Source organism: Hoylesella buccalis ATCC 35310, assembly GCF_000177075.1.
Classification (GTDB): Bacteria; Bacteroidota; Bacteroidia; order Bacteroidales; family Bacteroidaceae; genus Prevotella; species Prevotella buccalis.
Window position 1 is genome coordinate 1 of record NZ_ADEG01000045.1, and the last position, 14,404, is coordinate 14,404.

Here is a 14,404-nt window from a genome sequence, read left to right on the forward strand (position 1 = left end):
TGATGTTGAATTTTAATAAATAATAGTCCTTGCCTAATTCTAGTGAATCGGCAATAACTATATGTCTTAGCTCCACACCTGTAATATTATAGTTTTTATAATATCTGCTACATGATGCAAGAGCAAGACATATACATAATAATATAACTTTTTTCATCATCTATCTATCAAATAAATTTGATGAATCCCATGAATATTACCAAATACATGGAACTTTCGAGTGGTAGATTCTCCCCCGTAGAGTCAACCAGCAAGTGCAAAGTTACAAAACGTGTTTAAGAACTCTCGTTTTGGTGTAGAAAAGTTTAATTTTTCTCTCGGTCTTTCGCGTAGGTGCATTTCATTCGTCTCATTTTGTTATTTGGCAGCAATGTTTGTTGTTGTGGCAAACGGTATGAAAGAAGACAATATAAAATAAGGATTGAAAATCTTTCTGAATTTTATTGACAACATGCCTTCCGTTCCTTGGCTTATTTACAAACAAACATGTTGATGGGCGTAAATAAGCGAAATGTGAGCACTTTTCTTACATCGTTCATACACAATGAATTATGCTTTTATATTAAAGTTGTTTAGCTTTATTTCAAGCATTTTTAAGCCAAAAGCATTGCTTAAAGCGAGTTTTTTGCATGCTATTGACGAGCAAAAGCATGGGAATAGTCCGCTAAAGTGATACGTTTAGTGAGGTAAACTCAATGCTCTTGCGGTGAAAACCATTTTTTGTCACAAAATTAGCGCATATTTGCTTCCTTCCGGCCTATCATTTTTTTCTAGATTGAAAGTTTATAAGGGCCGTTTTATGACCCTAAAATGAGGAAAAAATCGAACAAATGGGGAATAGGCAAATAATTACTCCAAATTATATAGCGAGCTGGGCGATTTCCGCTTCAACACATCCAACAGTACGTCTGTTCCTGCCTCTATACCTTTCGTTCGCAAAATATGCGCTACCGTTTCGTGTGCCAAATCAGGACAATTGTTCTCTTCACTTAAATGACACAGCCACACATGGCGCATCCGCTCGGTCATGTTCTCAGCCAAAGCTTGCGCACAATCCTGGTTGGCCAAATGCCCATTTGGGCCCGATATGCGAATTTTTAAATGTTGGGGATAGGGGCCATACATCAACATCTTCGGGTCGTGATTGGCCTCTATGACCAGATAATTCGTTTCGGAGATGACGGCCCTCATTTCGTCTGTCACATGACCAATGTCTGTCATCAGTGTAAAGACGATATTACCGCATTCTATTTTATAACCTACATTGTCAGAACTGTCATGTGGCACACCAAAGGGTGTAACGGTGAAATCACCCAGTTGAAACGGTTGTCCTTTATCTATGACCTCCATGTATGCCGGTGCAACCTTCTTATGCACACAATAGTTGCGCTCTATCCCAGCATGAACAAGATGCGTCGCATAGACGGCTAAATGATAATCAAGGCTTATCGCCCCCACTGATTTCACATGGTCTGCATGGTCGTGCGTCACTAAAATATGGTGAATTTGAGAAAGTGATAGTCCATACTCTTTAAATGACCTTTTTAATAGCCTGATGCCTATTCCAGCATCAATCATCAAGCCGTCATTCTCTGTAAAAAGACAATAGCAGTTTCCACTGCTACCACTTCCCAAACAAATGAATTTTAACATGTTTGAAATATTTGGCACAAAAGTAAACAAAAGGCTTGACATGAACAAAGTTTTTGGTACCTTTGCATCAGACAGTGAACCCTCTTATCCTTTGGCTTGCACAGTTGATGCATCAATAAAACGTTTTTTCGGATGAAAATAAGATTGACAATTATACTCACGATAGTAGGCAGCGTGTTGATAGGCCTCTGCGCTTGTACAGACCATAAAAATGAAGAGCAGCTCCGGGATACCGCCAACACTTTTGCGCAAGCTTATTTCAACTGGCAATTCAACGATGCATTAGCTCATTGTACCCCATCTTCACAAAGATGGATTAGTTATGCGGCCTCACAGGTAAAACAAGATGATGTTGACAAACTAAGGAGTGCTGAGCAAGGTGCCAGGTCGGAAATCAAGAAAATACATTATGATGAGGGTGACTCGGTGGCTTCAGTGGTCATGAAGATTGAAAACTTCTTGTCAATGGACTCGTTAGAAGCCGTGGGACATTTTGTTGAATCTGCCACCTACACACTGCAACTGGTACAACTTAATAAACAATGGAAAGTGAGGTTGACCGAACTACCCAGGCGCGATTCCCCGCTTCATGATTATTAATCATGCTAATTTTAAACATCATTTTTGACGGCTGGCGTAATAGGAATATAACAAAGCAACGGTCATCATAGCGCAATTATCATCGCATTTCTTTCTGTTTGACCGAATTGGGTACAATGCTATATCAGAAATTGTTATTAAATCCACCATTTTTGTCCTATATTTGAATAGTTTTAAAGACATTCGTTTGCCCCGTTAAGATATTAAGCATAACTTTGCAGTCGAAAAGATTATGTTACAATGAAATTTTATCAAAACTTATTGGTTATCGCACTTTCATCCGTGTTCACCTCATGCTTTAAGGACGAACCATTGAATGCAGAGTGTGATATTCTAGAGGCTTCTGTTTCGGTAAGTAAGCCTGAGGAGATGTTCTATCACCCTTCAGATAGCAAGCTTCATGTTCCTTACACGGACAGTACCATTATTTTCAATGTAAGACGTCATACAGCCTTGAACGCCATCGCTCCTCACTTCACATTGACGGACGGGGCAACCATCGTTCCGGCAAACGGTTCGGTTCAAGATTTCAGTAAAGGTCCCGTCATCTATACGGTAACTTCTGAGGACAAACAGTGGAATAGGCGCTATGCCGTTAGCTTCATTCCGGTTGTCCAGACGGTTAGTGATACCATTCGATTTGACTTTGAACATTATGAGTTGGAGCAGAAAGAACTGAAATATTATACCTGGTATTATATAGGTGAAGATGGTCAGCGACACGACTATTGGGCTACGGGTAATCCAGGGTTTAGAATGAGCAGGGAATCGGCACCACCAGAGGGCTATCCCAGTGTTCCTGCGAAGGACGGTTACAGTGGGTCGTATGCCAAACTGACCACCCAAAGCACAGGCTTGTTAGGATCATTGGTTGGTAAGCCCCTGGCAGCAGGCAATCTGTATCTGGGATCTTTCGATTTTGGAATGGCCATGCGCGATGCCATGAAAGCGACCAAGTTTGGTATTCCTTTTGATAAAAAGCCCATCAAACTGACGGGATGGTACCGGTATCAGCCAGGTAAAAAGTATCAAGACAAGAATCGAAAAATAGTTCCCAACCGCACGGACAGCGCGGCTATCTATGCTGTGTTTTATAGAAATGCTGACGAACAGGACAATCCCATAACGCTGTATGGGGACGATGTATTGACGAACAAGCACATCTTGGCCATCGCCAAGTTGGCAGAAGTGAAGACTACTGACCAATGGACGCCTTTTGAAGTGGTTTTCGACTATACACAACAACCTGATGAAAGAATCTTGGCCAACCGCGGATACAATTTAACCGTAGTCTTCTCGTCCAGCGAAAGAGGTGCTCAGTTTGAGGGAGCTATCGGCAGTGAGTTGTCTATTGATGAAGTAAGAATCATTTGTACAAAGGAGGAATAACGGCATGCGTAAGTTTATATTAATCATATTGTGGATGGGATGCTTGTCGCTGAACAGCATGGCAGATTCTTTTCTGAAGGATGTGAAGCTCCAGGCTCGCATAGGATATAATCTGGGAGGAACCGCTCCCATCGGCTTACCTGCAACCGTCAGGTCGCTTGAATCATACAAGTTGCATAATAATGTGACCATAGAACTTGATGGCCATAAAATCATCGATGGCAAATGGGGTGGCCTGATAGGCCTTCGGGCGGAGAATAAAGATATGGACGTGGATGCCAAGGTGAAGAACTACCACATGGAAATGATTCGCGGAGGCGAGTCATTGAAAGGGGTGTTCACAGGCTATGTGCAGACACAGGTGCGGCAATGGATGATAACCCTTCCCATTCAAGCTACCTACGATGTAAGCGACAGAATTCAACTGCGCATGGGATCGTATATATCGTACTTGCTCTCTAAAGACTTTGAAGGAAGCGTGTATGATGGATACCTGCGGGTAGGAGATCCAACGGGGCCCAGAATCGAGATGGGTAGCGATCCTGGAACAAGGGGTATCTATGACTTTTCTGAACACATGAGACGGTTCCAAGTTGGCATATCCGCTGGGATAGACTGTCATATTTACCGCCGTTTTGGTTTATATGCCGATTTAAATTGGGGTCTCAACGGCATCTTCAAGCGTTCATTCAAAACGATAGAACAAACTCTTTATCCTGTATATGGAACGTTCGGCGTGATTTACAGAATCAGCAAACATTAGGAATATAAGAAGACATGAAGTCATGTTACACTATTCAGCGTAGCTGTCGCGCTACAACCTTCTTACAGTGTAAGATAGACACATGAATTGAATGATTAATCATATCAACAAAAAGAGTGAGCCTGGTATCGATATTTGGTACTGGGCTCTTACTTTGTAGAAAGTTCCATTAAAATATTAGCATTTAATGAATAATATTTAATTATAATTAGTAACTTTGTCAGCAGTAGGAAATTTTTCAAAAAAATATAAATATGCTTACACTAAAACTCATCAGTGAAGAAACTGAACGTGTGATCAAAGGATTAGAGAAGAAACATTTTGAGGGAGCAAGAGAAACTGTCAATCAGGTGCTCGCCATTGACAAGCTACGTCGGGAGTCCCAACAAAAACTTGACAAGAATAAGCAACAAGCTAATTTGCTCGCCAAGAAGATAGGTGGGCTCATGAAAGATAAGAAATTGGATGAGGCCAATGAGGTGAAAGCGCAGGTTGCAAAGTTGAAAGAAGAAGCTAAAGGTCTTCAACAGTCAATGGAAACAGCTGAAAACGACCTCACTACCCTACTTTATACCATTCCTAACATCCCAAACGAAGATGTCCCAGAAGGTAAAGATGCATCAGACAACGTCGTTGTGAAAGAAGGAGGAGTGATACCTGAACTTGGTGAAGACGCATTGTGCCATTGGGACTTATGTAAGAAGTTTAACCTCATAGATTTTGACCTGGGCGTTAAAATCACGGGTGCGGGTTTCCCCTTATACATTGGCAAGATGGCCCGTTTCCAACGAGCGCTCGAAGCATTTTTCCTTGAAGAGGCTCGTAAATCTGGCTATCTCGAGGTTCAGCCTCCATTTGTTGTGAATCAAGCATCTGGCTATGGCACAGGTCAGCTGCCTGACAAAGAAGGCCAGATGTACCATGTACAGCTGGATGACCTGTATCTGATTCCTACCGCAGAGGTTCCTGTAACGAACATTTTCCGTGACGAGATTCTCGATGAGAAAGACCTGCCTATCAAGCGCTGTGCTTATTCAGCTTGCTTCCGACGTGAAGCAGGTTCGTATGGAAAAGATGTACGCGGACTCAATCGTTTGCATCAATTCGATAAAGTGGAGATTGTCCGTATTGACAAGCCAGAACATTCTTATGAATCTCTTAACGAAATGCTTGAACACGTAGAGGGATTATGTAAGAAACTGGAACTCCCCTATCATATCTTGAAATTATGTGGCGGAGACATGAGTTTCACGTCGTCGATATGCTACGATTTTGAAGTATGGAGCGCAGCTCAGAAAAGATGGCTGGAGGTTTCGTCCGTATCAAACTTCGAAAGTTACCAAGCTAACCGTCTGAAATGTCGCTATCGTCATGCAGAAGATGGCAAGATAGAACTTTGCCACACGCTTAATGGTTCGGCATTGGCCTTGCCACGTATCGTTGCCAGCATCTTGGAAAACAATCAGACACCAGAAGGCATTCGTGTACCGAAAGTACTTGTCCCCTACTGTGGATTCGAGATGATTGACGATCAAAATTTCTAAGGTGAAGACAGCCGTGATGAGAAACTTCAAATACATACTCATCTCTTTTCTTCTGACCTTCTCCATGAATTGTGCTGCCCAACATGCGAATGGCGTCACAACCACCAAACCGTATGGAGGAGTGAGCTATGCGGCCATGTTCAACGGTGACCTTGATTGCAGGAACAGCATCATGGCTGGGCTGACATGGAGAAGCGGCTGTTAAACATCTGTTTTCCTTAGACTATCAATTTGAACTATAACAATCTATTAAAACATACTATGAATAAAATTATCCGAAAAGAACAGTTCTCTGAGAAAGTTTTTCTCTTTGAGATTGAGGCTCCGCTCATTGCTAAAAGCAGAAGAGCCGGCAATTTCGTTATCGTCCGTGTAGGTCACAAAGGCGAACGCATGCCACTGACCATCGCCGATGCAGACATCAAACGCGGAACCATCACATTGGTTGTGCAGAAGGTTGGTCTGTCCTCCATGAAGCTCTGCAATTTGAATGAAGGTGACTATGTTACTGATGTGGTAGGTCCCTTGGGCAATGCCACACACATCGAGAAGTTTGGCACCGTACTCTGTGCGGGTGGTGGCGTTGGCGTTGCCCCTATGCTGCCCATCATTAAAGCCTTGAAGGAAGCGGGTAACAGGGTGCTGTCGGTGTTGGCAGGACGCAGCAAAGATCTCATTATCTTAGAAGATGAAGTAAGAGCGAATTCTGATGAAACAATCATCATGACCGATGATGGCAGCTATGGCGAGAAAGGTGTCGTCACGGTGGGCATGGAAAAATTGATAAAACAGGAACATATCGACAAGGCATTTGCTATTGGACCTCCCATCATGATGAAGTTTTGCTGTCTTCTTACGCAAAAATATAACATACCTACAGATGTATCTCTCAACACCATCATGGTTGACGGCACGGGCATGTGTGGTGCCTGCCGGTTAACGATTGGCGGCAAGACAAAATTCGTGTGTATCGATGGACCTGAATTTGATGGCGCATTGGTTGACTGGGATGAGATGTTCAAGCGCATGAACACATTCAAGGATGTTGAAAAAGATGAGGTAGAACATTTGCAAGATCACCTTAATGAGTTAGAAAGCGCACAGGAGAAACATGCGTCTACCATTAAAATGGATGTAGAGCCTACACAAGAGAGTATCTCGATGCTAACCGATCGAAATGCTGAATGGAGAAAGGCATTACGGGATTCCATGAAGCCGAAAGAGCGGAAGAGCATCGCTCGCGTGCAAATGCCAGAGTTAGATCCAACATATCGGGCAACGACCAGGACGGAAGAGGTCAATCTAGGACTTACGAAAGAAATGGCCATGACTGAAGCCAAACGTTGCTTGGATTGTGCTAAACCGACCTGTGTGGAAGGTTGTCCGGTCAACATCAACATTCCTTCTTTTATCAAGAATATAGAGCGAGGACAATTCCTAGCAGCTGCCAAAGTGTTGAAGAACACCTCTGCCCTACCCGCAGTATGTGGCAGAGTTTGCCCACAAGAGAAACAATGCGAAAGCAAATGTATTCATTTGAAGATGAACGAGCCCGCTGTCGCCATTGGTTATCTTGAACGTTTTGCCGCCGATTATGAACGGGAAAGTGGAAACGCGTCAATCCCTGATATGCAACCTGACAACGGTATTAAGGTGGCTGTGGTCGGTTCAGGGCCTGCAGGCTTGAGCTTCGCTGGGGATATGGCTAAGCGAGGCTATCAAGTTCATGTGTTTGAGGCGCTGCATGAAATAGGTGGCGTGCTGAAATATGGAATTCCAGAGTTCCGCCTTCCTAATGCCATCGTCGACGTTGAGATTGAAAATCTCAAGAAAATGGGTGTTCATTTCTTAACAGACTGCATCATTGGAAAAACCCTTTCTATTGAAGAACTCAAAGAAAAAGATTTCAAAGGCATCTTTGTGGGATCGGGTGCAGGACTTCCTAATTTTATGGGAATACCAGGAGAGAATGCCATTAACATCATGTCATCCAACGAATACCTGACCCGTATCAATCTTATGGATGCCGCCAATACTAATGCAGACACACCCATCAATCTTGGAAAGAAAGTGATGGTCGTTGGAGGTGGCAACACAGCCATGGACTCTTGTAGAACAGCCAAACGCTTAGGAGCTGACGTTACCCTGGTCTACCGTCGCTCTGAAGCAGAAATGCCGGCCCGACTTGAAGAAGTTAAACATGCCAAGGAAGAAGGCATCCATTTCATGTGCCTGCATAACCCTATTGAATATCTCACGGATGAAAGAGGTGCTGTCAGCGCCGCCGTGTTACAAGTCATGCAATTGGGAGAGCCTGATGCAAGTGGCCGTCGCAGCCCTGTGCCAGTTGAAGGACAAACGATTACGCTTGAAGTAGATCAGGTTGTTGTGGCTGTCGGCGTATCTCCAAATCCTCTGGTACCAAAATCTATCCAGGGACTGGAACTTGGTCGCAAAAACACCATTGTCGTCAACGACCAGATGCAGTCCAGTAGATCAGAAATCTATGCAGGAGGCGACATCGTACGCGGAGGCGCAACGGTGATTCTAGCCATGGGTGATGGCAGAAGAGCTGCTGCAAATATGGATATGCAACTAAGAGCTGAAAAGTGATTGATAAAGAGACAGCTTGTAGGTTAAAACGGCTTCTTTACAAGTCACTACATTTTTGCATTCTTTATGACTAACTTCATAAATAAATTTGTATCTTTGTCAACATGACAAATATGAAGTATACATTATATTTATTGATATTACTGCTTTTTTCACCTCTTCCCATGCAAGCTCAAAAGCATGGGAAGAGGTCAGTTCCTTCGAAGGTGACTAAGACAGAGAAAACCCCTGCTGACAGATTATTTGAGACGATGGTAGAAGGAACTGCTAAAGTCATGTTCATCGATAGCATCGTGGTAGACAAGAAAAATTTCTTATCTAAAATTCCTATGAGCAAGGATGCCGGTACGCTTTCTGAACAAAATGGCCAATCCTCCTATACTAACGAACTTGGCAATCACCGCATCTATGCCGATGGTGATACCGTACAGGGATACCACCTGTATTCAACTGATCTATTAGGAGACATCTGGAGTAAACCAAAACAATTAGTAGAATTGGATGAAGAGGTAGACAATGTCAACTACCCTTTTCTACTTTCTGACGGTATGACCTTATTCTTTTCCGGTCAAGGAGAAAAGAGTTTGGGTGGTTATGACATCTTCATGACATTGTTCAACAATGAAGACGGAACTTTTTATAAACCAGAGAATTATGGATTGCCATTCAACTCTACTGCTAACGATTATTTGTTGGCCATTGATGACATGTATGCCTTGGGCTGGTTAGTCAGTGACCGCTATCAACCAGAAGGTAAAGTGTGCATCTATACATTCGTGCCAACAATGCCGCGCCTTAATTTCAGTCAAGATAATCTTAGTGAAGAACAGCTCAAGTCTTTTGCCAAGTTGACGAGCATTAAAGACACATGGGCCTTTGGAAACAGGGATACAGCACTGAGAAGATTGGAAAGTTTGAAGCAAAACAATAACCAAGCAAATTCAAAGCCAGGCTTTCTGTTCCCAGTTAATGACAAGATTGTCTATACTAAGATTGATGATTTCAAAAGCAACAAGACAAAAGAATTGTACACTCAATTGACTGAAATGAAATCCCAATTGTCACAGAATGAAAAAACTTTGGCCAAAATGAGATTCGATTATAGCCGAGCATCCATATCCGATCAACAAGGAATGAGAGCTAATTTGTTGAAAGCGGAAGAAACCATACAGCAACAAAGAAAAGATGTGCAAACTTTTGAAAAGTCTGTAAGAAACGAAGAAAACAAATTGTTAACCAACTAAATCCCTACAATGATGGAAAAAAAATATTTTGCAGAATCAGAACTTATCATCAATGCCGACGGTAGTGTTTTCCATTTACATGTCAAGCCCGAACAATTGGCCGACAAGGTCATTCTGGTAGGCGATCCTGGCCGCGTGTCGCTGGTAGCTTCTCATTTTGAAAAAGTAGAGTGCGACATACAAAGTAGAGAATTCCATACCATTACAGGTTCCTACCAAGGAAAACGAATCAGTGTGGTCAGCACGGGCATTGGCTGTGATAATATTGATATTGTCATGAACGAACTGGATGCATTGGCTAACATTGATTTTACCACCCGTCATGAGAAATCACCGCTTAAGTCACTCACCTTGGTCAGACTTGGTACCTGTGGCGGATTGCAAGAATATACGCCAGAAGGAACATACATTGCCAGTGAGAAGAGTATCGGATTTGATGGCTTGCTGAACTATTACGCCGGAAGAGACGAAGCCTGTGACTTAGAATTTGAAGAAGCTTTCAAAAAACACATGGACTGGAACCCTCAAAAAGGTGCCCCGTATGTCATTGATTCAGATAAAGAAACACTCAATCGCGTTGCGGGTGACGATATGGTACGCGGTGTGACGATTGCTTGTGGTGGCTTCTTCGGTCCACAAGGCAGAGAGTTGCGCATACCTCTGGCCGACGCGAAACAAAATGAAAAAATCGAGAATTTCGAATACAACGGTTACCGCATCACCAATTTCGAAATGGAGAGTAGTGCTTTAGCAGGCCTTGCTAAGCTCATGGGACACAAGGCTATGACGTGTTGCATGGTGATAGCTAATCGTCGTGCTCAAAAGGCAAATGTAGAATACAAAAATTCTATTGACGGGTTAATACAAATTGTACTTGATAGAATTTAACGAGCGACTATTTAACCTCATCTATACAAGGGACAATCTGAACGTTCCGATTGTCAGACCCATGATATGGCGGGTCTGACAACTTGTTTTTATACTCAATCCATTATTAAATCATTCGATGCAACTTACTCAAAGCAACAGCACGCACAATCTATCTTCAGTGGACGCAAGTTCTACAATTTGTGCTTTATCCACACCGGCTGGTGGCGCTATAGCCGTGATTCGTCTATCAGGTAATGATGCCATCAACATTGCAGACAAGGTATTTGTTTCCAAATCCAATCACAGACTAACAGAAGCAAAACCGCAGACATTGCATTTTGGGCATTTGACAAACCAAGATGGAGAAGTGATTGACGAGGTGTTGGTCTCTGTTTTTCGCTCACCCCATTCCTATACTGGCGAAAATGCTGTTGAAATATCCTGTCATGGCTCACAGTATGTCATCTCACAAATTCTTAAAACCTTCATTCAAAATGGTTGCCGCCAAGCAAATCCTGGAGAGTATACGCAGCGAGCTTTCATGAATGGCAAAATGGATTTAAGTCAGGCTGAAGCAGTAGCCGATTTAATTGCATCTACCAATCGTGCCACACACCAAATGGCCATGAGTCAATTGAAAGGTCATTTTTCCGATGAGTTGGCGTTGTTAAGGAATCAGCTGCTGAAGATAACTTCATTGCTCGAACTTGAACTCGATTTTAGCGATCACGAAGAACTTGAGTTTGCTGACAGAACAGAATTGCTTGATTTGGCACAAACTATTGACCAACGATTGTATACACTTGCTCGCTCTTTTGAAACAGGAAAAGCTTATAAACAAGGTGTAGCTGTGGCTATTGTTGGTAAAACGAACGTAGGAAAGAGCACACTTCTCAATCAATTGTTGAAGGAAGAGAAAGCCATCGTGAGCAACATTCATGGTACGACCAGAGATGTCATTGAAGACACGACCGAAATTAAAGGTGTCACGTTTCGATTTATTGACACAGCGGGCATTCGCTCAACGAATGATGAGATAGAGAGGCTCGGTATCGAACGCACTTATAAGAAGCTGAACGAAGCACGCATCATCTTATGGTTGGTTGATGAACAGCCTAACCGTAGTGAGATTCAAGAAATGTTGGAGTATTGTGAGGACAAACAAGTGATTCTCGTTCAAAATAAGATAGATATCAGAACGATTCCTGACAAGTTGTCAACAAACAACTTATCAACCATACAAATCAGTGCCAAACTAGGAACGAACATCGGCCAATTAGAAAACCTACTCTACCAAAAAGCAAATATACCCGAAATCACGGAGAATGATGTCATCATCACAAGTGCTCGCCATTACGATGCCCTCATCCATGCCAAAGAAAGCATCACTCGAGTAATCAATGGGTTAAAAGCAGACCTCAGCGGAGATCTCATAGCTGAAGATCTGCGTGTTTGCCTTGACCAGCTGGCAGACATCACGGGAGGGCAAATCACTACACCAGAGGTACTTGAAAACATCTTCAAACACTTTTGTATCGGCAAATAAAGCAGAACACCAGTAACGCTAGCAAATTGTTTTGTGGGATTGGTGCAATCCTGTGAACAGACGTCAGGTCATTCTCCGCCTGTCTTATTTGTTTTGCAGTAATCATTTAAACGTCCTGGCAAACTCATTGACTTTAACCGCCAAACTCAATGGGTTTACCTTCCAATAGCATTGACTTTAGAGACCAAAGTCAATGAGTTTGGACAACTGAACAGAACCCCTTGTCTTTCTTAGGACGATGACACGATAGACAGCCCCATTGTCAATGCGTTCTCAAATCTTGCCTATAACAAATGCTCAATGGTCGAAAATAAGACGAAACCAATTGATATTCAAAACTATTTTCGTACATTTGCCCATGGAAAGAAACATACCATACAAATGAAAAAGCTGTTATTTATCATACTCGCACTCATACTTTCCGTTTGCTCGTGGGCTGCAAAAGCTTGGCGCATGCCGCTTATCGTCACCCAACCAGACGGAACCACTCTACAAGTTTACCAGCATGGAGATGAACATTTTAACTGGTATAGCACGCAAGACGGTGCAATTTTGGTGCGCGAGCAAAACACTTTCTACATCGCAGCGATTGACAAATTTGGACGCATAACGGCGAGTAAGCAGTTGGCACATGAAGAAAACGGGCGACAAGCTGCTGAAAAAGAGTTAGTTGCCGCACAAGATAAAAAGCTTTTCTTTGAACAAGCAAACACACAGCTGCAAACTCGTGCCATGCGAAGAGAGCCGGTGAAATCAGACAACACCTACTTTCCACACACGGGTTCGCCTAAGGCAATTGTCATTTTGGCTGCCTACCAAGACACCACATTCACCCTCCCCAATCCTCGCAAATCGTTCCAACAGTTTCTCAATGGCGAAGGACATCCTCAAGATTATGGTCATGGTGAAAACAGGAATGCATCCAGTGTACAACAATATTTTAAAGACATGAGCTTTGGAACGTTCTGTCCACAGTTTGATATCTATGGTCCAGTGACACTTCCACACGAGCTTGCCTATTATGGAGGAACCGATCCCAACGGTGGCGGTGAAAAGTTTACCGAACTGATTACCGATGCTTGCAAGCTCATGGACGACTCGCTTGACTTCTCTGCATACGATGCCAACAACGATGGCTATGTAGACTTGGTGTACGTTGTATACGCAGGATATGGCCAGAACATGGGCGCAAAAAACGAAACGATGTGGCCAAAGGCAGGAACCATCTATCCTACTCTTACTGTAGATGACAAGATAGTGTATCGATCTGGTATCAGCAACGAACTGATTGGTAACGAGAAAAGTCCTAAACAAAAAATGATTTCGGGCATAGGCCTGTTCTGTCATGAGTTTAGTCATTGCATGGGTTTGCCCGACTTCTACCCTACCTTCGCCGATTCAAGGGGCGACAATCAGGGAATGGAGGCATGGAGCTTAATGGACGACGGTGAATATACTGCCAATGGGTGGTGCCCCACGGCCTACACGGCATGGGAACGTGAAGCCATGGGATGGATGAACATTGAAGAACTGCAAGACGCACAACAAGTAACTCTGGAGAACATTGATGAAGGTGGGAAAGCCTATCGCATTTATACCGACAAGGAGAAGAGCAAAAACGAATACTACATCATCCAGAATATTCAGAACAAACGTTGGAATTCTAAATTGGGTGGGCATGGCATGATGATGTATCGCGTTAATTATGATGCCCAAGCATTTAGTTTAAGGAATAACAGCGTTAACAACATAAAGGGCAAACCCCGTATGACAGTGATACCTGCCGATAGTTTATTGTTCAGTTCGTACAATAACAAACGTGAAAAATACACAGAACAACTGAAGGGTGACTTGTTTCCTGGTGTTGACAATGTGACCGAACTGACCAACAACACAAAGCTGCCCAACTATCAACCGTGGACGGGTGCGACGTTAGATAAGCCTATTTATAACATCTCTGAAAAAGAGGGAATCGTTTATTTCGACTTCCTCAAAAAGTTCTCTACACAAGGCATTGTGCCTACATTCTCCCAACAAGCGACAAGCGACAAACGTATTTTCAGCATTGATGGCAAATATATGGGAACCGACAAATCGATTTTGCCACAAGGCATATACATCATTGGAGGCAAGAAGGTATACATTCATCCTTTCCACTATTAATCAGAAAGGATTGATAGGG

The 14,404-nt window shown here is 43.0% G+C and carries 11 protein-coding genes; 10 read left to right on the plus strand and 1 reads right to left on the minus strand.

All coding sequences use genetic code 11. The features are described from left to right. Positions 1–849: 849 nt before the first annotated feature. Entirely contained in the window at positions 850–1,653 is an 804-nt protein-coding gene (locus HMPREF0650_RS04780; protein ID WP_040562492.1) for an MBL fold metallo-hydrolase, read from the minus strand. Between the two features lie 132 nt (positions 1,654–1,785). Here HMPREF0650_RS04780 and HMPREF0650_RS04785 point away from each other — a divergent pair, with 132 nt between their 5' ends. The 10 genes from HMPREF0650_RS04785 (at position 1,786) to HMPREF0650_RS04830 (ending at position 14,385) form a co-directional block, all read left to right on the plus strand. Then, positions 1,786–2,253: a hypothetical protein gene (locus HMPREF0650_RS04785; RefSeq protein WP_004348779.1), complete on the plus strand. Its 468-nt coding sequence runs from the start codon at positions 1,786–1,788 to the stop codon at positions 2,251–2,253. A gap of 240 nt (positions 2,254–2,493) precedes the next feature. Continuing rightward, complete coding sequence (locus HMPREF0650_RS04790) at positions 2,494–3,642, plus strand: PCMD domain-containing protein (RefSeq protein WP_040562494.1); 1,149 nt, start codon at positions 2,494–2,496, stop codon at positions 3,640–3,642. 4 nt (positions 3,643–3,646) lie between these two features. Continuing rightward, entirely contained in the window at positions 3,647–4,405 is a 759-nt protein-coding gene (locus tag HMPREF0650_RS04795; protein WP_040562496.1) for a porin family protein, read from the plus strand. A 254-nt stretch (positions 4,406–4,659) separates the two neighbouring features. Further along, complete coding sequence (serS, locus tag HMPREF0650_RS04800; protein WP_004348783.1) at positions 4,660–5,949, plus strand: serine--tRNA ligase; 1,290 nt, start codon at positions 4,660–4,662, stop codon at positions 5,947–5,949. Further along, on the plus strand, positions 5,930–6,154 hold the full coding sequence (locus HMPREF0650_RS04805) for a hypothetical protein (RefSeq protein ID WP_040562498.1): 225 nt from the start codon (positions 5,930–5,932) through the stop codon (positions 6,152–6,154). The genes serS and HMPREF0650_RS04805 overlap by 20 nt, the downstream gene beginning before the upstream one ends. 56 nt (positions 6,155–6,210) lie before the next feature. Continuing rightward, complete coding sequence (locus HMPREF0650_RS04810) at positions 6,211–8,562, plus strand: bifunctional dihydroorotate dehydrogenase B NAD binding subunit/NADPH-dependent glutamate synthase (protein WP_004348786.1); 2,352 nt, start codon at positions 6,211–6,213, stop codon at positions 8,560–8,562. 113 nt (positions 8,563–8,675) lie between these two features. Next, complete coding sequence (locus HMPREF0650_RS04815) at positions 8,676–9,806, plus strand: hypothetical protein (RefSeq protein ID WP_040562537.1); 1,131 nt, start codon at positions 8,676–8,678, stop codon at positions 9,804–9,806. 9 nt (positions 9,807–9,815) lie between these two features. Next, the gene (locus HMPREF0650_RS04820; RefSeq protein ID WP_004348790.1) at positions 9,816–10,694 is read left to right on the plus strand and encodes a nucleoside phosphorylase; all 879 of its coding nucleotides are present in this window, start codon (positions 9,816–9,818) and stop codon (positions 10,692–10,694) included. A gap of 118 nt (positions 10,695–10,812) precedes the next feature. Beyond that, the gene (mnmE, locus tag HMPREF0650_RS04825; RefSeq protein ID WP_004348792.1) at positions 10,813–12,222 is read left to right on the plus strand and encodes a tRNA uridine-5-carboxymethylaminomethyl(34) synthesis GTPase MnmE; all 1,410 of its coding nucleotides are present in this window, start codon (positions 10,813–10,815) and stop codon (positions 12,220–12,222) included. Positions 12,223–12,603: 381 nt separating this feature from the next. Continuing rightward, positions 12,604–14,385: a M6 family metalloprotease domain-containing protein gene (locus HMPREF0650_RS04830; protein WP_040562541.1), complete on the plus strand. Its 1,782-nt coding sequence runs from the start codon at positions 12,604–12,606 to the stop codon at positions 14,383–14,385. Positions 14,386–14,404: the final 19 nt, after the last annotated feature.